Origin of the sequence: Hominimerdicola alba, assembly GCF_900112155.1 — a bacterium.
Lineage (GTDB): Bacteria > Bacillota > Clostridia > Oscillospirales > Ruminococcaceae > Hominimerdicola > Hominimerdicola alba_D.
Map to the genome: position 1 here is coordinate 73,754 of NZ_FOKQ01000014.1, position 20,407 is coordinate 94,160.

22 protein-coding genes and 3 tRNA genes are annotated in these 20,407 nt (G+C 41.6%); 6 read left to right on the top strand and 19 right to left on the bottom strand.

The genetic code is table 11. From position 1 onward, the window contains the following. Positions 1–199: 199 nt before the first annotated feature. From BM265_RS09330 to BM265_RS09340, 3 genes are read right to left on the bottom strand one after another with little or no spacing between them, the layout of a single operon-like run. Positions 200–673 carry a pyridoxamine 5'-phosphate oxidase family protein gene (locus tag BM265_RS09330; RefSeq protein ID WP_074961296.1) on the bottom strand — a complete coding sequence of 158 codons (474 nt, stop codon included), beginning with the start codon at positions 671–673 and terminating at the stop codon, positions 200–202. Continuing rightward, positions 670–2,298, bottom strand: a complete 1,629-nt coding sequence (gene hcp, locus BM265_RS09335; protein ID WP_074961297.1) for a hydroxylamine reductase — start codon at positions 2,296–2,298, stop codon at positions 670–672. The genes BM265_RS09330 and hcp overlap by 4 nt, the downstream gene beginning before the upstream one ends. Before the next feature lie 14 nt (positions 2,299–2,312). Beyond that, a complete protein-coding gene (locus BM265_RS09340; protein ID WP_074961298.1) occupies positions 2,313–3,008 on the bottom strand; it encodes a 4Fe-4S dicluster domain-containing protein in 696 nt (231 codons plus the stop codon). 85 nt (positions 3,009–3,093) lie between these two features. On the opposite strand from BM265_RS09340, the gene BM265_RS09345 reads away from it, so the two are divergent. From BM265_RS09345 to BM265_RS09355, 3 genes are all read left to right on the top strand, one after another. Then, positions 3,094–3,738, top strand: a complete 645-nt coding sequence (locus BM265_RS09345) for a Crp/Fnr family transcriptional regulator (RefSeq protein WP_074961299.1) — start codon at positions 3,094–3,096, stop codon at positions 3,736–3,738. Positions 3,739–4,124: 386 nt separating this feature from the next. Continuing rightward, on the top strand, positions 4,125–6,272 hold the full coding sequence (locus BM265_RS09350; RefSeq protein WP_074961300.1) for an AAA family ATPase: 2,148 nt from the start codon (positions 4,125–4,127) through the stop codon (positions 6,270–6,272). Then, on the top strand, positions 6,259–7,563 hold the full coding sequence (locus BM265_RS09355) for a hypothetical protein (protein ID WP_074961301.1): 1,305 nt from the start codon (positions 6,259–6,261) through the stop codon (positions 7,561–7,563). The genes BM265_RS09350 and BM265_RS09355 overlap by 14 nt, the downstream gene beginning before the upstream one ends. Before the next feature lie 192 nt (positions 7,564–7,755). Here BM265_RS09355 and BM265_RS09360 read toward each other — a convergent pair whose 3' ends face one another. The 5 genes from BM265_RS09360 to BM265_RS09380 form a co-directional block, all read right to left on the bottom strand. Then, entirely contained in the window at positions 7,756–8,157 is a 402-nt protein-coding gene (locus BM265_RS09360; protein WP_207646972.1) for a hypothetical protein, read from the bottom strand. Positions 8,158–8,543: 386 nt separating this feature from the next. Further along, entirely contained in the window at positions 8,544–9,101 is a 558-nt protein-coding gene (locus BM265_RS09365; protein ID WP_074961303.1) for a flavin reductase family protein, read from the bottom strand. Positions 9,102–9,163: 62 nt separating this feature from the next. Beyond that, on the bottom strand, positions 9,164–10,009 hold the full coding sequence (locus BM265_RS09370) for an aldo/keto reductase (protein WP_074961304.1): 846 nt from the start codon (positions 10,007–10,009) through the stop codon (positions 9,164–9,166). A gap of 3 nt (positions 10,010–10,012) precedes the next feature. After that, positions 10,013–10,582 (bottom strand): sugar O-acetyltransferase, encoded by a 570-nt coding sequence (locus tag BM265_RS09375; protein ID WP_074961305.1) that lies wholly within the window; start codon positions 10,580–10,582, stop codon positions 10,013–10,015. A gap of 17 nt (positions 10,583–10,599) precedes the next feature. Continuing rightward, positions 10,600–11,967, bottom strand: a complete 1,368-nt coding sequence (locus tag BM265_RS09380) for an MATE family efflux transporter (RefSeq protein WP_074961306.1) — start codon at positions 11,965–11,967, stop codon at positions 10,600–10,602. 105 nt (positions 11,968–12,072) lie between these two features. Between BM265_RS09380 and BM265_RS09385 the strand changes: the two genes are divergently transcribed. After that, positions 12,073–12,840, top strand: a complete 768-nt coding sequence (locus BM265_RS09385) for a helix-turn-helix domain-containing protein (RefSeq protein WP_207646973.1) — start codon at positions 12,073–12,075, stop codon at positions 12,838–12,840. A gap of 96 nt (positions 12,841–12,936) precedes the next feature. On the opposite strand, the gene BM265_RS09390 is transcribed toward BM265_RS09385, so the two are convergent. Next, positions 12,937–13,167 carry a DUF6809 family protein gene (locus BM265_RS09390; RefSeq protein ID WP_074961308.1) on the bottom strand — a complete coding sequence of 77 codons (231 nt, stop codon included), beginning with the start codon at positions 13,165–13,167 and terminating at the stop codon, positions 12,937–12,939. Positions 13,168–13,244: 77 nt separating this feature from the next. Beyond that, positions 13,245–13,556: a hypothetical protein gene (locus BM265_RS09395; RefSeq protein ID WP_074961309.1), complete on the bottom strand. Its 312-nt coding sequence runs from the start codon at positions 13,554–13,556 to the stop codon at positions 13,245–13,247. 130 nt (positions 13,557–13,686) lie between these two features. Here BM265_RS09395 and BM265_RS20045 point away from each other — a divergent pair. Beyond that, positions 13,687–13,776: transfer RNA gene (locus tag BM265_RS20045), tRNA-Ser, on the top strand. Positions 13,777–13,834: 58 nt separating this feature from the next. Here BM265_RS20045 and BM265_RS09400 read toward each other — a convergent pair. From BM265_RS09400 to BM265_RS09415, 4 genes are all read right to left on the bottom strand, one after another. Beyond that, entirely contained in the window at positions 13,835–14,017 is a 183-nt protein-coding gene (locus tag BM265_RS09400; RefSeq protein ID WP_242940815.1) for a hypothetical protein, read from the bottom strand. A gap of 1 nt (position 14,018) precedes the next feature. Beyond that, positions 14,019–15,278, bottom strand: coding sequence for a hypothetical protein (locus tag BM265_RS09405; protein ID WP_074961310.1), 1,260 nt, complete (start codon positions 15,276–15,278; stop codon positions 14,019–14,021). Continuing rightward, positions 15,279–15,725, bottom strand: coding sequence for a hypothetical protein (locus BM265_RS09410; protein ID WP_074961311.1), 447 nt, complete (start codon positions 15,723–15,725; stop codon positions 15,279–15,281). Between the two features lie 244 nt (positions 15,726–15,969). Continuing rightward, entirely contained in the window at positions 15,970–16,338 is a 369-nt protein-coding gene (locus tag BM265_RS09415; RefSeq protein WP_074961312.1) for a helix-turn-helix domain-containing protein, read from the bottom strand. A gap of 148 nt (positions 16,339–16,486) precedes the next feature. Between BM265_RS09415 and BM265_RS20635 the strand changes: the two genes are divergently transcribed. Then, complete coding sequence (locus BM265_RS20635) at positions 16,487–16,762, top strand: helix-turn-helix domain-containing protein (protein ID WP_074961313.1); 276 nt, start codon at positions 16,487–16,489, stop codon at positions 16,760–16,762. Positions 16,763–17,153: 391 nt separating this feature from the next. Here the strand turns inward: BM265_RS20635 and BM265_RS20640 are convergent, their stop codons facing one another. The 5 genes from BM265_RS20640 to BM265_RS19720 form a co-directional block, all read right to left on the bottom strand. Further along, positions 17,154–17,309, bottom strand: a complete 156-nt coding sequence (locus BM265_RS20640; protein WP_242940816.1) for a hypothetical protein — start codon at positions 17,307–17,309, stop codon at positions 17,154–17,156. Positions 17,310–17,546: 237 nt separating this feature from the next. Beyond that, positions 17,547–19,112 (bottom strand): AAA-like domain-containing protein, encoded by a 1,566-nt coding sequence (locus BM265_RS09430; protein WP_074961314.1) that lies wholly within the window; start codon positions 19,110–19,112, stop codon positions 17,547–17,549. A gap of 571 nt (positions 19,113–19,683) precedes the next feature. Next, positions 19,684–19,755, bottom strand: a tRNA-Glu gene (locus BM265_RS09435). 19 nt (positions 19,756–19,774) lie between these two features. Continuing rightward, positions 19,775–19,851 (bottom strand) — tRNA-Met (locus tag BM265_RS09440). A 390-nt stretch (positions 19,852–20,241) separates the two neighbouring features. Then, entirely contained in the window at positions 20,242–20,406 is a 165-nt protein-coding gene (locus BM265_RS19720; protein ID WP_143098701.1) for a transposase, read from the bottom strand. Position 20,407 lies beyond the last annotated feature (1 nt).

The window sequence follows — 20,407 nt, forward strand, 5'->3', positions numbered from 1 at the left end:
CGTAAAACCAATTTTCGAAGGCGGTATACCCCATTCATAATGTAGACTGCCATATCGTATCACTCCCAAGCAAAGCAGATTATAGATTAATTATACCACACCGGAACGGAAAGGTCAATCGGCAGAAAAGGAAAAAGAGCTGTTTCTGCAGTAACAGCCCTTTCACCGTAACTTTGACTCCACTGGGTTCAAAGTTAAATTATTTGACAGCCTTACGCTTACCCGTTACGCTTTCGACTTCCAAAGCGTACACAAGTGTCCTCGGAATAGCCGCTGTGCTGAACGGCACATCTTTTCCGTCATGGTAATGCGCCATCAGCAGTTTCAGTGCTGGGAGCTTTTCCTCATCGGGAAGGATACGGATACGCCCTCTGCCGATAACGCTCTCATACGCCATTGTGCAGTAGCCCTTATCCTCAAAGTATTGAAGTTGGTGCTTGCAGTCCATCTCAAAGGAAGCTCTGTTGTCGTTTCGGATAAGACCGACCTTGTATCCCTCTAAGGCACTATGAAAATACAGCGTTATCTTATCGCCGTTCACAGCCATACCGAAGTTCAGGGGCAGGATATACGGATAGCCGTCATCGTTCAGTGCTAGCCTGCAAACATCGCAGTTCTCCATTATACCGATAATATCGCTCAGGTCGGTGACTTCTCTGTCTTTTCTTCTCATAAGCCGAATATCCTCATATCTTCCGGGGCTGTCGTGATTCCTGCAATACCAAAGTTTTCTACAAGCACGCTTGCGACATTCGGTGACAGGAATGCAGGCAGAGTCGGTCCGAGGTGGATATTCTTCACGCCGAGATACAGCAGAGCCAGCAGTACGATAACGGCTTTCTGCTCATACCACGCAATATTATAGGCGATAGGCAGATCGTTCACATCGTCAAGTCCGAATACCTCTTTCAGCTTCAGGGCGATAAGAGCAAGTGAATAAGAATCGTTGCACTGTCCTGCATCAAGCACTCTGGGGATACCGCCGATGTCACCGAGGTTCAGCTTGTTGTACTTGTATTTCGCACAGCCTGCTGTCAGTATAACGGTATCTTTCGGCAGAGCCTTTGCAAAATCCTCATAGTAGCTTCTGGACTTCGCCCTGCCGTCACAGCCTGCCATAACAACAAATTTGCGGATAGCACCCGACTCCACGGCATCGACTACCTTGTCGGCAAGGGCGAATACCTGTTCATGGGCAAAACCGCCGATGATAGTACCAGTTTCGATCTCGGTCGGAGGAGGACATTTCTTTGCCTGCTCAATAATTGGCGAAAAATCCTTGACCTCACCGTAAGGATCGTCAATATGCTTGCACCCCGGATAGCCTGCAGCACCCGTAGTCCAAAGCCTGTCCTTGTAGCTGTCCTTCGGCGGAACAATGCAGTTCGTGGTCATAAGAACCGGACCGTTAAAGCTCTCAAATTCCTCTTTCTGCTTCCACCACGCATTTCCGTAGTTTCCTGCAAAATGGGGATATTTCTTGAAGAACGGATAATAGTGCGCAGGGAGCATCTCCGAGTGGGTGTAAACATCAACGCCTGTGTCCATTGTCTGTTCAAGGAGCATTTCGAGGTCTTTCAGATCGTGACCGGAAATCAGTATCGCAGGATTTTTGCGTACACCGATGTCAACGCTGGTTATTTCGGGGTTGCCGTATGCGGAAGTATTTGCAGTGTCGAGGTCAGCCATACCCTGAACGCCGTACTTGCCGACTTCAAGTGTTAGAGCCACAAGGTCATCAACGGAAAGGCTGTCATCAAGCGTTTTGGCAAGCGCCGACTGCATAAACGCATCAAGCTCCTCGTCATCACCAAGCAGAGCATTTGCGTGTTTGGTGTATGCCGCAAGTCCCTTGATACCGTAGGTTATCAGCTCACGCAAAGAACGTATATCTTCATTTTCCGTTGCAAGCACACCGACAGACTTTGCTTTCTCGGCATAGTCCGTTCCGTTCCAAAGTGCTGCTTCGGGGAGTGATTCTTTATTCTGCACCTGTCCGAGCAATTCTTCTTTGACTGCAAGTGTTTCAGTAACCTTAGTGGTAATGCTGTCGAGATCGAAATTGGCATTGGTGATCGTGATAAACAGGTTCACGCTGATAAGATGATTAACAGTCTTATCGACAGTCTTTCCCTCTGCACGAAGCTGAGTTGTGACCGCAGACAAGCCTTTTGTCACATAGACGAGCAGATCCTGCATAGCCGCAACTTCGGGAGTTTTTCCGCACACTCCACAGGCGGTACAGCCCTTGCACCCAGCGGTTTCCTGACACTGATAGCAAAACATTTTCTGTTCCATGATAGATGCCTCCGTTATTTTCTTATTTCAACTATATTTCCGTCGGGCGAGATAACAGCGACTTCAAGCGGAATGGTCTTACCGCTTGCTTCGATAGCTCTCTTGATAGCATACTCCATACCACCGCAGCAAGGCACGGTCATTCTTGTGAGCGTAATGCTCTTTATATCGTTGTTGCGGAATATCTCAGTCAGCTTTTCTGCGTAGTCAACAGCATCAAGCTTAGGACAACCGATCAGCGTTATCTTTCCCCTGATGAAATCATGGTGGAAGTTCCCGTAAGCATAAGCCGTGCAGTCCGCAGCGATCAGCAGGTCAGCACCGTTGAAGTACGGAGCGTTTGTGGGGAGCAGTTTGATCTGCACTGGAAACTGTCTCAGACAGCTCGTCACACGGACACCTGTGTCATCTTCCTTCGGTGTGAAGCTCTGCAAAGCCGAGCCGGGGCAAGTAAATTCTGCACAGGCGGACTGCTTCTGCTTATTTGCCTGTACCGCCTTTTCGTCATAGGCTGCTGCTTCACGCTCTATGAAGTGGATAGCGTCCATAGGACAGGCAGGGAGACAGTCCCCGAAGCCATCGCAGAAATCGTCACGCATCAGCTTTGCCTTGCCATCAATAATAGCGATAGCACCCTCATGACAAGCCTTTGCACACAGACCGCAGCCGTTGCATTTTTCTTCGTCTATCTCAATTATTTTCCGTATCATAGGTCATACCTCCTTGACTTTCTGTATCCATTATAGTATAATCAAGAATGAAAGTATGTTGTAATTACAACATTTCGGAGGTTTTATGGATATTTCTGTTTTAAGTGGTTCGGCACTGTTCAATGGCTTTGATGAAACCGAGGTAAAAAATCTGCTGGGCTCGTTGAATGCGAGGGAAAAGCGGTTCAGGAAAGGCGCAATGATATTTCATTCGGGAGATGTCATCAGCACGTTATGCTTTGTGATTTCAGGCAGTGTGACTATCGAGAGCAATGATATGTGGGGCAACCGCACGATACTAAACCTTGTCAGCAAGGGACAATTCTTCGCTGAGAGCTATGCTCTGCTGCCTGATGAGCCTATGCTTGTCGATGTCTGTGCCAACGAGGATTGCACCATTGTTTATCTTGATATGAAGTCTGTCGGCAGGCTTGATGAAAGCATGAGGGTGAGACTGCTTGCAAATCTGTTGACGATCACCACAAGAAAAAATCTCCACCTGTCAAGCAGAAGCTTTCATACTGCTCCGAGACAAGTGCGCGGACGTATTATGGCGTATCTGAACACTGTTTCCGTTCAGAAGAACAGCCGTGAGTTTGATATACCCTTTGACCGTCAGCAACTAGCAGACTATCTCAATGTGGAACGGTCGGTGCTGTCCAACGAGCTGAGTAAAATGCAGAAGGACGGACTTATTAGGTGCAGGAAGAACCATTTTGAGATATTATAACGAAAAACGCAAATCTGTGCTGAATGATGCTGACTGTCATCGGTATGCATCCGATAATATGCGATCATTTCCGATTTATCAACATATATCTTGGAGTTATTGCCTCTTGAAAAGCTGTATTATCTGGATTTAGGCAGATGCCAATATTATCGTCTGCTGCCCTATGGTTTTCGTTATCAAAGACAGAACCGATTTCATACATCGTTCTGCGTAGAAACGAAAGGTAAGTGTATCATACTCACCTTTCGTTTGCATGTATCGGACATATGTATTTTTTCACAGTAAATACTATAGCTTTATTCATTCTGATATTGAAAATTTGTGAAGTACATGTTATAATAATTATATATTATGCTATATTTCTACAATACAGGGAGAATACATAAATGAACGAAGAAAACATGAAAATTAAAATCCATTACATCTGGTTCAAAGACTATCGCGGATTTATCAATCAAGGAATAAATCTTTCTTCTAAATATGATTTCAAATATTATCCTGATGACGGCGAATATGGTTCAGTAACAATCAAAAATAATAGTAGTGACTATATAGAAGATTTTTTTGGAAAGAACATTGATGTTACGGCGATCGTAGGTCAGAATGGAATAGGCAAAACGAGCTTATTGAGATTTTTTCTTAGTCTAAAAACACCTGACAAATTACGAATAGAGTGTGCTATAATATTCGAAATAAATGCTATTTTTTATATTACTATAAAAATCAAGGGAAAGGAAAAAATAACTTTTGAGATTACAAAAAACAAAATCAGTTCATCGAATAAATTGATCTTGGGTGACGCACATACGAATTCCTTTGCATTTAAAAATCATATCAGGTATATTTACTTGACAGAAATGTTCAACATGAACCAATATACAGCGTCTGAATTTGGAGAAGATGATTTGTCGTTTGCATCTGTTTTATATAACCAAACAACAAATGGAAATGAAGAAAAACACGTGGACAATCCTGTTACAAGGTATATACACAGAATAAACGAATGGCAGCTGGCGTTTTTATCTAATGGGCGTGAATTTGTTGAGCAGTTTAAGATAGGTTTCCCGCCATATTTGAATATTGTACCAAGTTATGATGAAAATGCTTTTAATGACTTCTACATAAAAGCCCTTAGCGCTGGTAACAATATATCACCAGATAAGAAAGAAAACTTAAAAAAAGATGCAACTGAATTATGTAATACGTTTTTGAAAAAAGACGATACTAATGTCCGTTTAATAGAAAATAAATGTGCCACTGCTATTTTTATGAATATTTTTTCTTCACTAAAAGGAAATGGATTTGATGAAGCGTTTATTATTTATCACAAAATAATGACTGAAATCTTTAATAGCGACGAGTTCAAAAATGCAACATGTGCGTGGGAAACTGTAGGCATACTGCTTAGAATGATAAAAAACAACGATCTATCCGTCAAAAAAAACGGAGAAAAAGATGCTACGCCACTTAAGAACTCTATAGATGCTGAAAGCTACATCGCTTTTATGGATTATTTTCAGAGCATTATTTCAGATAAAAACACGGGAATAATAGTAATACATAATAAGAAGATAAAGTTATATCTTAAACCGTTTACTATTCAAATACCTACTGAGAACACAGAACAGATATATGAATTCTTTGAAAAGTATATACAATGTATAAGTACGGTTGATTTCCTGTCATTTTCATGGGGACTTTCTTCGGGCGAGACGTTACTGCTAAATCAATTCGGTAAACTTATGCACATATTGAAGAAAGATCCACTTGGCAATTATTATTTACCTGAAGATAATTCATCTCCAAAACCTGCCCAAAATGCAGTTATCATGCTTGATGAAGCAGAAGTTGCTTTTCACCCTGAATGGCAGCGTCTTTACTTTGAGCAGTTTCTGAATTTTGTGAAAAAGAACATCTCAAGAAGTGGTACACACGTTCAGATAATCATCGCCACACATTCCCCCATAATGCTTTCGGATATACCAAGACAGAACACTCTATTATTGAAAAAAGATAATAAAACAGGAGAAATCATTCCCGAAAAAGGTAACGAAACTTTTGCAGCTAATATTTTTTCTTTGTATCAAAATTCGTTTTTTATTGATGATACAGGTATAGGGGCTTTTGCCAAGAATAGGCTTGAAGATATAGTTAAAGCTATCCATAAGAATAATCAGAAAAAAACTAAAGTGTATGATACTGAACTAATGGAATGCAGTAACAAAGAACTCATGAAGTATATCGAATCTGTCGGAGATGTATACCTGCGTGCTAAGCTTAAACAAGAATTCTTTATGTATCGGGATATGGATAAAAAAACAAAGGAAGATATAAAAGTCAACCAGATGCGAGCAAAATTGAGAGAAAATTATAAAGAGATAGCTAAAACAAAGGCAGAATTGAAAAAGAAAGATGATGAAGTTGCTAAGAAAAAAGCTGCGTTGGAAGAAAAAGATGTTGAGCTTGCAAAGAAGAACAAAGAACTGGAAGAACTGAAAAAGAAAGTTGAGGCACTGACCAATGATAAAAATTAAATCGTGGTTTCCAGATGATAATAGAAAAGATTATTTGGAATTTATTCTTTCAAAGCTAAATATGAATGAAAAAGATATGATAAAATTCCTGCCTGGAAAGAAAATCGATCTGAAAACACTTCTTATCGGTACACGTGAGGAAGTTTTAGATGTTACTGGAATTGTGGAATATATTGGTGTTTTCAGATGTAAAGTGAAAAATGATTCAAATTACTCGAAAGCAGTATATTTAGATGAATTGCATAATGCGTTTTATAATGATATTAAATGTGAGAAAAAAAACAAACATATCGAATATAGTTATGGTCCATATACTGTTATTTTAGATGATACATCAGGAAAAAAAATAGTTAAAGGAGATATGGATCCATTTTATAAATATTACATGAAAATAATTTATCATAGAATTCCAAGAACGCCAAAGAACTATACAGATTTCAAAAAATTAGTAGTTAATCGAATAAAACATCTAAAAGATTATATCGTAAAACACAACCGGATAAATTATGATCTTATAAGCAATAATATGCACCACAGATTGCTCTCCTCTCTGCATATAAAATGTTGCCCTTACTGCAACAGACAGTACATAACAACATGGACTGATGAAACAAAGGGTGTAAACTCAACTGCCGATCTCGATCACTTTTATCAAAAATCAACATACCCACTGTTTGCGTTATCATTGTTTAATTTTGTACCTTCTTGTCAGATTTGCAATTCAAGAATGAAAAATAGTAATGATACCGAAACTCTATACCCTTATGAAGAGGGCATGGACGAATTTCGATTTAGATGCTACCCCAAAAACAGCAGCAGTGACGATCTTGTTGATTTTTGGCTTTCTAACAAAACAAATGACCCGAATAAGTTACTGGAAAAATATAAACTGGAACTATATGATGATTCTGACGATAATGCAGATAAAAACCATATCCAGCGTATAAAAGGCAGCAAAGAAGTTTTTCATCTTGAAGAAGTCTATCAGACGCATCTGGAAGCCGCAATAAATGAGATGCTGAAAATCCGAATATATTTTTCAGGTGATTATTCTAATTACGCTAAAAAAACGCTGGACGATATAGGATTGAAAAATGAAAACCAACATAATGATTCAGCAACAAAAGATGATTCATCTAATCATAGTGAAAGCAAGTTTTCAGAGGATGAAATGCGTGATATCATACTCGGCTTTGTTTATGACGGACAGGATAAGCTGGATCAGCCGCTTGGAAAGATGTTAAGCGATATTTTAGAAAATGAATTAGAAAACAAACAAATATACGATTAAAACATATCGTCTGGCGCACTACTTTTCAGTGCGCCAGATGCTATAAAGAGCCTGTATGTGATATCACCAATCTTATATTCCCGTATTAGTCGCCTGAAATCAGCCTGATCCAACTGTATACAGTAAGAAACCGGAGCGATTTTCAAACCGCTCCGGTGATATCATATATAACAGTCCGTTTATTTATACACTTCACCCTGCAGAGCCGTTTTGACCGCTGCACAGTTTCCTGTATTGCTTTCCCCTGACAATGTCTGTGACAGACACCACTATCAGCATAAACACCAGAGTGAATATCAGCGAAACGTCCTGACCTGTAGGTTCTGCGCTGTTTATGTAGTAATCCGAAATATCATCGGGAGCATAGTGTATATTCACACTTTCACCCTTTGTATATTCGTGCCTTACGGAATGCGTTTCAAAGCTCATATCGTGAGCCTCTTCGGAGATCACATACGCTATATAATAATATCCGTGTCGGGTATCGCTTTTTTTATCCACATCGGTCACAACGCCCTGCATTACCGACGAGCATTTTTCCATTGAAGCCTTATAGCCGAAATAACTTATAAAACAGTATATAATACTCATCATTTCTAACTGGCTCATATCTTTTGGCTTTTTTCGAGCATTTTTATCACCATCTTCTATTATACCACACTTCATCAAAAAAGCCTACCCTTGCGGATAGACTTTTGCTTGTTTCATGGACACATCACCGAGCCGAACTCTGCTTGACGATACCCGTCAGCGGAACGGATTAGCCACATAGAGCCATCCGACCTTGCGAAGCATAAACTAACCGCTGAAAAGAATAAGCCCTCAGAAACGCTTGCGAATCGTTTTCGAGGGCTTGCAGTTAGATATTCAGTTTCAAAAGGATATGTGCCGATTGTGGTATGCTCCACAATACTGATTATGACTTGTGTGGAACGGAAAGAGAGTGCGCCAATAGACTACGGTCATGTGAACATAATATTTCATTCAAACTTCTTTCCGACATTCCAAGCTCCGCCGATGCTGTCACCAACGGTACGATAGCACAGACCGACCGTGTCAAATACGACAAGACCGACCTTGCCGAGATCGACCTTTCCGTCTGTCAAAACTTCTTCGTCAGCTTTCAGCCCGACGATCTCCGCAACAACTCTCGTCTCCTTGAACTCCTCCTGAAGCTCAATTACCTTGCACTCGATAGTAACAGGAAGCTGGTCGATAACGGGCGCATTGACCTTGTCGGATTTAGTGACGGTGAAACCGCACTTTGCAAGCTTATCAGCCACCTTGTTGCCGGACACGATACCCACATAATCGCAGGCAGCGATCTGAGCAGCGGTCGCAAATGCAACCGTAAATTCCTTGTTCAGCTTGATGTTGTCGGTGGTCTTGTGCGAGGAAAGGCTGATCGAGATCTGATTTCCGCCGATCTGTCCGCCCCACGCAGCGTTCATAGCATCGGGTGTACCGTTCTCGTCGTAAGTGCCGATGATCAGCACGGGGTGAGGAGTGATAAAGCCCTTGTCGAGTGATTTTTTCATTGCAGTTACCTCCTAAGTATTTTCACGGCTGAAATGCCGTTATTTGACTGATTATTTGGTTATCAAAAATCTATCTCGTCCGGATCAAGTCCCGAACCGCCGCAGTATTCCATAGCGTTTATGACCTCCATATCCTCCGCACCGATCTCAAAGCCGAAAACATCAATATTCTGCTGAATACGGTTAGGTGTCACGGACTTCGGCAGAGGTATCACATCGTTCTGCAAGCACCAGCGGATACAGAGCTGTGCAACGGAAACGCCGTACTTGTCGGCAATGGTTTTCAAAGTCTCGTTTTGAAGCATTTTGCCTGTACCGAGAGGACTCCACGCTTCAACGGCTATCCCGTTTTCACGGCAGAATGTTACTGTTTCGGTCTGCATAAAGCCGGGGTGAAATTCTATCTGATCGACCATAGGCTTTATTTTGCTGTCAGCGATCAGGGCTTCGAGGTGGTGTGTCTTGAAATTGCTCACTCCGATTGCCTTGATCCTGCCCTGCTCATACAGATACTCAAAGGCTCTCCATGTATCGGCATTGATCTCGCGCCAGTTTGGGAACTGCTTTGCGTTCGCTGTCCAATGGATAAGATACAAGTCGAGATAATCAAGCTGAAGATCGGCAAGCGTTTTCTCAAAAGCAGCAATGGTCTTGTCGTATCCGCGCTCTGTGTTCCACAGCTTGCTTGTGATGAACAGTCTGCTTCTGTCATATCCCGACTCTTTCAGAGCCTTGCCGATACTCTTTTCGTTTCCGTAAACAGCGGCACAGTCAAGGTGTGTGTACCCGTCGCTCAGAGCTTCCTTTACGGCAGCGACAGCCGTCGCACCGTCGGGCGTCTGCCATGTTCCGAAGCCTACCGACGGTATCTCATATCCGTTTGCGAGCTTTACAGTTTTGTTCAGCATGATTCATTCCTCCGTATCATTTTCAATGTCTTTTATCTTCCTTGCAGGCACACCACCCACAACGCAGTTATCAGGAATATCCTTTGTGACAACAGCTCCGGCTGCGACCACAACATTATTGCCTATCGTTACGCCCGGCAGGATCGTTACATTTCCGCCTATCCATACATCATTTCCGATATGGACTGGCTTGGCGAAGGCAAGGTGCTTTCTTCTGCCCATAGGTGAAAGAGGGTGTCCGACCGTTGTGATGAGTGTTCCCGGACCGATCATCACATTATCACCAATATAGACTTCACGAATATCGAGTATAGTCAGATTGAAATTGCCCGTAAAATTGTTGCCGATATAGATGTTTTTGCCGTTGTCACAGCTAAAGGTCTTGGCGATCCATACCTTTTCGCCCACGCTGCCGAGCATTTCTTTGAGCTGTGCGTACTGTGCATCATAGTCGGTATCGTCGATCGCATTGTATTTCCTGCACTGGATAATTGCAGTTTCCTTTCGTGCGGAAACTGCCGCGTCATCATAGCAGTATTCAAGCCCTGCTTCGAGCTTTTCAAGTTCTGTCATATCCTAACCTCCCATTATTATACTGTGACTGCCAGTTTTCTGTCAACCGCTGTTTTATCGGTTTTTCGTATAAATACGCTGTAATCTATCAGCACGATAACAGCACAGGCTGCCCATATGATCGGCTCACAGATGCATATACCGAAATATCCGAGCTGCGGTGCAAGCACAGCCACAGCAAGTATTTTCAGCAGAAACTCTACGATACTTCCAGTGACGGGAACGAGCTTTCTGCCAACGCCCTGCAAGCTGCTTCTGAGGACGAGAAGCACTCCGAGAACGAAGAAAAACGAGATGTTCCAGACGATGTACTTTGAAGCGGTGGAGATAACGGCTTCATCGGTGGTTCCGGTAAGAGCCTGTATCAGCGGTCTGCGGAAAAGAACGCAAACGACTACCGAAAATGCGCTCCATATCTCGGCAATGATGATACTGCTCTTTATGCCCTGCTTCACTCTGTCCGTCTTGCCTGCGCCGTAATTCTGGCTTGCAAATGTGGACGATGCAAGTGCGATAGTTCCGAGCGGCAGCATGAAAATATCGTCTATCTTCCGTACGGCGGTGTGTGCGGTTATGGTGCCTGTGCCGAAGCTGTTGACTGCGCCCTGCAATATCACCGAGCCGACGGACACGATTGCATACATCAGCCCCATTGAAAGCCCTGTGCTTATGAGGTCTGAAAGCAGAGCTTTATCATATACAAGCTCGCTCTTTCCGAAAACGAGAATATCACATTTTTTCAGAGCGTAGATAAAGCACAGAACCACGGACACACCCTGCGAAATAACAGTTGCATAGGCGGCACCCGAAACGCCCATATCAAAGCCCTTTACGAACAGGAAGTCAAGCCCGATATTCACAAAGGTCGAAACGATCAGGAAATACAGCGGAGCTTTGCTGTTGCCTATCGCCCTCATCATACCCGCAAGCATATTGTAGGCTATCGTCACAGCCGAGAACAGAATGATTATCCGCATATAGTTCTCGGTGTCGGCTATGATCTCGTTTGGAGTTTTGAGCGACTTCATCAGCGGGTGCAAAACTGCAAGGCTTGAAACTGTCAGCTCAAGAGCAATGCCCGCCGAGAGGATATAGGTCAGTGCCACCGACTTTTTCATCTCACGCTCATTTCCTGCGCCGAAATATCGGGCTATTACGACCGCAAAGCCGTTAGTCAAGCCCCCTGCAAAGCCTATCAGCAGACCGTAAACGGGTGCGGAAGCTCCGACCGCCGCAAGTGCGCTGTCACCGAGGATATTACCGATTATCGCAGTATCCGCAACATTGTAAAGCTGCTGAAAGATATTGCCGATCAGTACGGGGATAGCAAAATATATCAGTTTTTTTAGGATATTGCCATCTGTCATGTTTATCGAGTTTTTCATCTGTATCACTTCCTTATGTCTGAATTATACCACAGACAAAGAAGAAAGTACAGCACTCATATTATATTTTAGTCATATATCTTGACTGAATCAAAGATATATGCTATGATAATAAGGGGTGATACCATGAAGGAAACTATGGACAAGCAAGTGGCTTATCTTGAATACATCAACCGTGAGAACAGCTTTCATCATCATCGCTATGACAGCGAAATGCTGCAATATGAATATCTGAAAAACGGCGATCCTCGTGCGATAGATGAAGCTGAGCGAATGATACGCTCTGCCGAAACAGGGCATCTGTCCGATGATCCGCTGAAAAATCTGCTCTATCTCTGTATCTGCAATATCACGCTTGTGACACGATTTGCGATCGAAGGCGGCATGGACGCTGAAAAAGCCTACAATGCCAGCGACCTTTACATCAGGAAATATGATAAGGCAAGAACTATAGACGAGATATATGCACTTCACCGAGAAATGACAGAATATTATGTAAAAGCAGTTGCTGCCGCAAAGAAAGAAACAGTTTATTCCAAGCAGATCGTTTTGTGCATGGACTACATACAGCTTCACCTGCATGAAGCGATAGTGGTGAGGGAGCTTGCTGAAATGGTGGGGCTGAACGAATCCTATCTTTCCACTCTTTTCAAGCGTGAAACGGGAGTGCCGCTTACGGAATATGTGATCCTTAAACGAATGGAAGCCGCCGAGAATATGCTGAAATACTCCGACTTTTCTCTTTCGGAGATCTCGGATATACTTAACTTCTCATCGTACAGCCATTTTGCGAGGACTTTCAGGAAGTATTATGATACGAGCCCGAAGGAATACCGCAACAGATATTTCAGGCGAACGGCGATGACGGAGTAGAGCAAAACTATAAAAGAATACGATCAATACGATCAAATAAGGGCTATGTATCCAATTAGCGGAGTACATAGCCCTTTTGCTTATATTATGAAAATATTAGTCGTGAACTTCTTTCATCAGAGCCGCACCGTCCTTGAACCCGACCTTGTAAGCAGCTCTCATCTCAGAGGCGGCGGTATCGCTCACGCAGTCGAGTATCTTGTGAAACACATCGATCTGCTCCTCGCTCAATGATTTTTCAAACGGAATACAGAGCTTGTTAAACTCGTCAGAGAACTCGGCAGCATGAATATCACCCTGCCGATAGTTGTAAATAACATCAATCATTTGTATCTGTCCTTTCGGTTTTATAGTGTAAAACCAACCGTCCAAACTTTACCAAATAATCGTTGTTAAGGTGTTGCTTACGCCACACCTTTGGCAAGAGCATTGATTTTCATAGTATTCTTAAAATACTCTTCTGCAGCGAAGCCTTTGTATTGCTGAGTCAGTGTTCTGACAGGCAACCCTGTAGATTTTGCAATTGCAGACTCATTCATCCATGACGCATAGTTATCCATTGCAGTTTGTAGACTTATGGTTTGTATTCCCGCTTGCGCAACTGTAGCTTCTGACACAGCATCCGCAAGAACCTCACTTAGTCCGCTTTCATCTGAGAATTCTGTTATCTCATCGTAGTCCATAGTATCCTGGGTCATAATTCCATTATTATTCATGTCTGCACCACTTTCACATAAAAAAGGCTAATGTCATTCAAAACTCTAAGCTTCGTCACTGAGGATTTCATGATAATTATTCTTTATAGTACTTATTATATCACTTTATTGTATAGTTTGCAAGTAATATGGTCACATAAGCCTAAATGGCAAGGCAGCGGTTTACTAAACCGAGAGTAATCGCATTTGCAGTGTCCGAGTTCAAGTCTCGGTGTGACCGCTATTTATCAAAACAACGTGCAGATACTATTTGTCTGCACGTTGTTTATATTACAATGCTACATATTATCTTGTGATTTCCACTCATCAAGCATTTTTCTGAGAGCTTCTGTATTCTTCGGATCAACACAGAATCTTATAAACTGTTCAGCCAGCCATTCGGGTGTAATACCTAACGGTTTTATTATCTCATTAAGTTTGTTGAGCAGTTCTTCTTCGACCTCAATCTGTATTTCTTCCATTTTATTCACCGATCCTTTGATCATGCAGCAGTCGTATTTCATTTAACGGCTGCCAGATGCACTTTTCGGCAACCTTGTCACTTTCCTCAAATGGCAGGTTCATAAAGCTGATTATCTTTTCATGAGGGAAATAGTGACCGCAGTATCTCGGTATCACGCCTTCTGGTACTACACCAATCATTTCTGTCTCATTGAACCTCGCTATAAGTTCGTTTGCATTATGGATATAAACGGGATAGCCAGCTTCTTTAATAGCCAGATAGAATTTGACCGCTTCCACGCATCTTGATTCAGACTCTCCTGCTATCGAAAGATAAAATCCTCTCTCATCGTGATAGACATACAAGGAAATATGCGTAGAATTGCCGCCCCTGCACACTTCCCACGGATGCCCGATCTGTGTTTCGTGATACCACCTTATAAATTCATCTACTGAATCACCGTCTATCTCGCCCAAACCGTCATCTCTGCCGTCCGAGTGCTTGTAATACTGCTCCTTTGGCGAAAGCTCGGTGTATTCATAGTTATTTGCCTTGTATCCCAAAGCACAGCACTTGTAAAACTCGTTTGCAGTGAACTTTTGCATTCTCGGCATATTGTCATATCTTTTCTGCTGTGACGCAAGTTCTGTAAACTCTCTGATCTCAGCTTTTGAAATATTTTTCAGGAAATCTTCTCTCATATCGGGGAATATATCATATAGATCACGACGCATTATTGTTCCAGTTCTATGCTCGTAAGGTACACCTTTATTTATGCTGTCATTGTAAGTTCCTGCTTTCAGCTCGTCTATACATTTATTTACAGATTCAAGCAGCCATTCAGCAAATTCTGTTATATCATTTTCAAAGCCGTGTTCCTTGCGAGGATCGACTTCAATAACCTGCCTGTTATTCAGCAGAATTGTTTTGTATCCTGTTTCTGTATCTTCCACAGCGACTAAATGATACCATTGAACTTCTTCGGGATAGCTTTCAAGCCACCATTCTTCAAGTTCTTCGGCATTTTCTACTTCGCCCTCAGCGATAGCATCTTCAAGTTCACGAAAATCATTTATGCTTCCTCTTTCGGAAGTGAACCACAGTTCACGATTCCCATTTTTGTTTACAGGCTCTATCAAACGGAGCATAGCAAATATTTCATCTATCAGCCTGTATGATTTTTTTGTATAAGTGAATGTGTTTCCGGCAAGTCTATATTCTATATGACCTAGCCAGTCAATATAACCCGATATTGCAGGAGATTTTATGGAATCCGACATTCATGACCACCTTCCTTCGTCCTGACGCTGTTTTCGCTCTTCTTCCGCTTTATCTTTCAGGTGAAGCCATATATCAAGCTGTGGCATCTCACCGTTTCTGAAACGAAGTTCTTCCGTTATATCATTAATGATCACCTGTATTGTTCTGTTGTCAAGCATCGGCATAAATCCTATAGTAAAATCAGAAACAGACAGGGGCATATACGTCTGCCGACCCATAGCATACCTTATTGCGGCGTTCACTATCAATCCAAAATCTGAATCTCTGAAAGGATCGTACCATCTTGCGGGACACAGCACAAGATCTTTCTTTCCTTCATCTGTTATCAGAAAAGCGGTATTCTCCTTTATCGCCTTATCAAGTATCTCATCAAGTTTTTCTCCAAGCTCGTGACGTGATATCTTAGGCATATCTTCTGTTTTCATATTTATTCTGTTGTTTATCATTATCATACATCTCCTTTTTATTCAGACAGGAGCACAGAACTTATCGGCATATACATTATATCACAATTCGTTTTTGAAATAAAGGTATTTTGCCACATGATTTTGAATATGATAAATCATGTTGGAAACCTCAAAGCGCCTGAAATGGCGCATCTTACAAAAATCGCATATAGTTATTTCAAAGGGATACAGTCTGTAAGACAACCTTTGACTATTGGTTTATTGTAATTCGGTCAAAATACCATTATACTTTATTTGTTTCTTTAGTTATCAGCGGTCTGTTCTGCCTTATACTTTCTTTCAAATAGTCCATCATCTCAAAAATAATGCGCTTTTCGTAGGGAGAGCAATCGCTCAGTTTTTCCGCTATCTCTCTTTCGTATGTTCCAGTGTCGAAGTTCTGATTGCCTTCCAGCAGAGAATCAACGGATGTATCAAGGGCTTTCGCTATCTTTACTATCACCTCCAGACTCGGCTTCTTTCTTCCGCACTCTATGTAACTAAGGTAAGAGTCGCATATGTCAGATTTTTCCGCAAGAACCATCTGCGGCATCTTCCTCAGGTTACGCACCTCTTTTATACGTTTCCCGATAAGTTTTGCATCAATACTCATTAATCGCAGCCTCCTGAATGCGATTTTTGCAAAATGTCCTTATCTATTATAATCTATCGTTTAAGTCTTAGTCAATCGTTTATTCCATTCATCGATGAAAACTTATATAATAGTTAAAAGGATAATCAATCGGTTAAGGAGAATTGCTGTGAGTGATACAAAAGAAAAGCTCGTCCCTATCGGAGAGCGAATCAGGCAGGCTCGAAAAGAGCTTGATATAAGTCAGACCGAGCTTGCGGAAAGAGCAAATATCTCCGTTCCGTATCTCAGCAAAATAGAAATGGGCAAGTATATAGTCTGTTTGTCAGCTTCTGCTACAAAAGGAAATGCAGATGAAATCGCTGTAAGCGTTATACCAGTTGCTAATGCACACGATAGTTTTTTCAGTAATTTTTTCATGTTATTCTCCCCCATTTCTATTTGAAGTGATAATAATAATAATACATAAACAAAATAAGTATTAGTTTACTTTCTCAAAATTATTATATCACAAAAGCTTCAATTGGTCAATGTCAAAGAAATTAAAAGTTAATTAGTGTATTTAAATCGTGATATTGTACAAATAATTTATCTTATCTTTGTTATATTCATTGTACCACATCTTAGAAAATGACTATAAAAATGGATTCCAAGTCAAACAGCACCCGGATCACTCCGAGTGCTGTCTTTTCTGTATTCAAGGCTCAATATAACGCTGTATGTATCTTTTCATTAACGTGGTATGTTCCTGCGATCATAGCTTTGAAGTTCGAAATGACCTTGTGCGTCCAGACCAGCTGACCGCTTTCAGGATCGTATGTTTCAAAAACATGAAATTACTTCTGAGCCAACGGCTTCTTATATCCCTTGGCATTGTCGCTCTCGATCTTCTCGATTTGGTGAATATTTCGGATGACAGGATAACCATGTTTCATAATAACAAAACTCCCGAAGCCAACCACGCAAGTCATCTTCGGGATCTTATTTTTCATATCAAACGCGTCCTCAATAATTCGGTCGTAAGTTGGTCGTAAATCTTGATTGTCAGGTCATAAAGGCCGCATATTTACGCCGTTTATTAGTCAATACTCTTCATCGTACAGAGAAAAATGCTCCCAAGATCATACCCTGTCATATTCTAATAAAAGCCGATATTACGTCGTTTTGAAGCACTACAATACGCATAAAACCATATATTTATTATCATGTTTTTTGGATTTGGGCGTAAATCAGACGAGGGCTTCTATGATCGTTTTTTTACCGATCTTCAGTTCACTCACGCCGACATTTTTACTCTTGTTAAAACAGAAACTCAGCAAGTAACCCGTGTCGATATGATAATAATCAAGGTACTCCGTTAACTGCTGTTCACCTCTGGCATTGTACTCTTCACCACGCCAGATCTTCATTTCGATAACGAACTGTTCGCCCTTGTAGTCAACTATTACATCTGTGCGACGATCATTTCGTGTCCGTGCTTCAACATAATAGTTGCCTGTTCCGTTTATGATCGGGCGCAGGTACAGCAGGAAGAAACGTCTGCCGTCCTCTTCAAGAAACTTCTCGGAGGAGTCACCGTAAAGTTCATCAAAATGTGTGACAAACTTCTCAAGCACAAGCTTCATGTTCAGTCTGCCGTTTGTGATGAAACGGTTCTTGTCCGCAGACCAATCCTTCTTGTCATTGTCAGCCACTGTGTCATAAATAAACCAGTTGTACAATCTTGTTTCAAAGATCCTGTTTGCTATCGCAACATGAGTATCACAGCGGGTGACAAAGCCATACATTTCCGCCTCACGTGTAACTTCGCTGTCAGGTCCGTAAATGAAAGTCCTGCCGTTTATCAGGATATCATAGACCATGTTTCTGAGCTGTTTGTTATCCTCCAGCTTATTTATCAAAGAATCAAAAAGCGGCGAAGAACTGTTGATAAGCAGCTTTACTGCCTCCGTAACACCATGCTCATCCCATTCATGTATCTGTTCGTCAATGTGTTTGCAAATAGTCGATACAAGCACCGGATAACCCGAGGTGTTATCGTAGATCAGCTGCGCCAGTCTGTCGATATCCATTCCGGTATGATGGTCATTCTCATACTCGCTCAGCATTGTTGAAATGTCCGCAGGCGAAAAATCCATATCCACATCAAAACTCGATGCTATGTTCCATGGGCTGTTGTGCTTGAGCGCTTCATCGGGACGTATCTTCTGTTTGAGATTGCGTATGTCATGAACGCCCGCAAGTATGACCGAATGGAACGTCGGAGAAACATCACGGTTTATATAATAGCCCCTCAGCTGCGCCAGAAAATCGAGAAAGACCTGATTATTCGATGCCTGATCCACCTCGTCTATCATAAGCACGATAGGCTTGTCGGAAGCAGCGCATATATCATTCAGCGAAATAAAAAGATCGACCAGTCCATAATTCTCTTTCATATAAGCAATATCGGAACCAATGTCGTTTATTTCTTTTTCAAACTGCCTGTCAATACCGAGCTGTCTGAAAACCCTGATGATGATCTTAGCAAGTGTGACAGAAAAAATATTCTCGCTCTCAAATTTCTGACTGCTCATCTGCATCTGAAAATCCAGCGATAACACATAGTATTCATCGGAAAGGAACTTCGCCAGAGCACGAAGCGTTGTGGTCTTACCATACTGCCTGCCACGGTTGATGACAAGATACTGCCCGTCATCGACTTGCGCTTTTATCTGTTCAAGCCTGCTCGTCAGGTCTACCATATAATGCCTGTCTGGTATGCAGTTGCCTGTGATATTGAATTTTTTCGGCACTGTTTTCGCCTCCTTGCTGTGATGTCTTATTGATATTATTATAGCACGTTTGGCGTGTTTAGTCAATAAAGGAAATAATAAAGTCAAACAATTGTTGTAAGATAATGGAAGATCCGAATACTAAAGCTGTTTATTGTAATAAACAGAAAATCACTGCCGCAATACTCTAAGATGATACTCTTTCACTTGAAAAGATCGCTGAGATATCCAGCTTTAACCTTGAAGAAGTGTTAATGTATTTGGACTGCCCGAACAGATTTGTGAAATCAGAAGCGAAGATAATGCAATAGATATTCGAATTCAAAAAATAATGTTTGCCAATTCATGTAACAACTTTTTCCAAGCAAAAGGTTCTTCTTGAAGAATGCATCAAGAAGAGCTTTATTTTAACATATCCCAATTATCTTTATCAAAATCACCTATGCTGTTTAACCCTATGATTTAAGTTAAATATGTCCTTTCAAAATCGTTTTTAACAATAAGAGGTAAATAAGAGGTTTTTGACTTAATGACAAAAAAAGAAAAGCTTCAAAACAACGTATCTGCGCTGTTTTGAAGCTTTCAGTTGATATGACCCGTACGGGAATTGAACCCATGATTACGCCGTGAAAGGGCGTCGTCTTAACCTCTTGACCAACGGGCCATAATATACGGGAGATAAGTGGTGGCGGTAACTGGATTTGAACCGGTGACACCCTGGGTATGAACCAAGTGCTCTAGCCAACTGAGCTATACCGCCATTTTGTTATCTCCCGTAACGACTTGTTTATTATACACCAAATAGCCGCAGTTGTCAATAGTTTTTCGAGAAAAAATTTAGCTTTGTATACTTGTACTATTTTACTGCACTTTTTGTATTATTTTTGTAGCCTAAATTCAAAAGCATACCATTTCAACTGATATTTTGCCTTTGAAGTACCGTTTTCCTGATTATTTTTCTGCTGTGAGCATCATAATTATTGAAATTAAGTCTTTAAAAATGAGGCTGTTGCAACCGCAGCACCCTCGAACCATATCCGAACATCAGAGTAAAAAAACATATTAACTGGTGAAATAAGCTGTTTCAGAGCGCACACCCCCAAGCCCTCTTCAAAAAAGAGGACTCGGGGGTGTTATGTTCTGCTGGTTTTTATGCCGTTTTCAGTTCAAAAAGAGAAATTCCAAGTCGGTTTTCTGAGATCTTAGCAAAAAGCTTCTTTATGTTGTATGCAAGTCCCAACAAAAGGAACTCAGTTCTGATGTTGTTTTTGCCCCTGCACAGGAATCTTCTGAAGCCATGATCCTGTTTCAGCACT

Excerpts from the sequence above, each read along its gene's own strand:
- BM265_RS09415 (WP_074961312.1), bottom strand. The coding sequence starts at position 16,338 with ATGAGTATTGATGCAAAACTTATCGGGAAACGTATAAAAGAGGTGCGT.
- BM265_RS09330 (WP_074961296.1), bottom strand. The coding sequence starts at position 673 with ATGAGAAGAAAAGACAGAGAAGTCACCGACCTGAGCGATATTATCGGT.
- BM265_RS09385 (WP_207646973.1), top strand. The coding sequence starts at position 12,073 with ATGATAATAAGGGGTGATACCATGAAGGAAACTATGGACAAGCAAGTG.
- BM265_RS20640 (WP_242940816.1), bottom strand. The coding sequence starts at position 17,309 with ATGAAAAATAAGATCCCGAAGATGACTTGCGTGGTTGGCTTCGGGAGT.
- BM265_RS09405 (WP_074961310.1), bottom strand. The coding sequence starts at position 15,278 with ATGTCGGATTCCATAAAATCTCCTGCAATATCGGGTTATATTGACTGG.
- BM265_RS09360 (WP_207646972.1), bottom strand. The coding sequence starts at position 8,157 with ATGATGAGTATTATATACTGTTTTATAAGTTATTTCGGCTATAAGGCT.
- BM265_RS09380 (WP_074961306.1), bottom strand. The coding sequence starts at position 11,967 with ATGAAAAACTCGATAAACATGACAGATGGCAATATCCTAAAAAAACTG.
- hcp (WP_074961297.1), bottom strand. The coding sequence starts at position 2,298 with ATGGAACAGAAAATGTTTTGCTATCAGTGTCAGGAAACCGCTGGGTGC.
- BM265_RS09375 (WP_074961305.1), bottom strand. The coding sequence starts at position 10,582 with ATGACAGAACTTGAAAAGCTCGAAGCAGGGCTTGAATACTGCTATGAT.
- BM265_RS09365 (WP_074961303.1), bottom strand. The coding sequence starts at position 9,101 with ATGAAAAAATCACTCGACAAGGGCTTTATCACTCCTCACCCCGTGCTG.
- BM265_RS09370 (WP_074961304.1), bottom strand. The coding sequence starts at position 10,009 with ATGCTGAACAAAACTGTAAAGCTCGCAAACGGATATGAGATACCGTCG.
- BM265_RS09345 (WP_074961299.1), top strand. The coding sequence starts at position 3,094 with ATGGATATTTCTGTTTTAAGTGGTTCGGCACTGTTCAATGGCTTTGAT.
- BM265_RS09410 (WP_074961311.1), bottom strand. The coding sequence starts at position 15,725 with ATGATAAACAACAGAATAAATATGAAAACAGAAGATATGCCTAAGATA.
- BM265_RS09400 (WP_242940815.1), bottom strand. The coding sequence starts at position 14,017 with ATGGAAGAAATACAGATTGAGGTCGAAGAAGAACTGCTCAACAAACTT.
- BM265_RS09390 (WP_074961308.1), bottom strand. The coding sequence starts at position 13,167 with ATGATTGATGTTATTTACAACTATCGGCAGGGTGATATTCATGCTGCC.
- BM265_RS09350 (WP_074961300.1), top strand. The coding sequence starts at position 4,125 with ATGAACGAAGAAAACATGAAAATTAAAATCCATTACATCTGGTTCAAA.
- BM265_RS09395 (WP_074961309.1), bottom strand. The coding sequence starts at position 13,556 with ATGAATAATAATGGAATTATGACCCAGGATACTATGGACTACGATGAG.
- BM265_RS09355 (WP_074961301.1), top strand. The coding sequence starts at position 6,259 with ATGATAAAAATTAAATCGTGGTTTCCAGATGATAATAGAAAAGATTAT.
- BM265_RS09340 (WP_074961298.1), bottom strand. The coding sequence starts at position 3,008 with ATGATACGGAAAATAATTGAGATAGACGAAGAAAAATGCAACGGCTGC.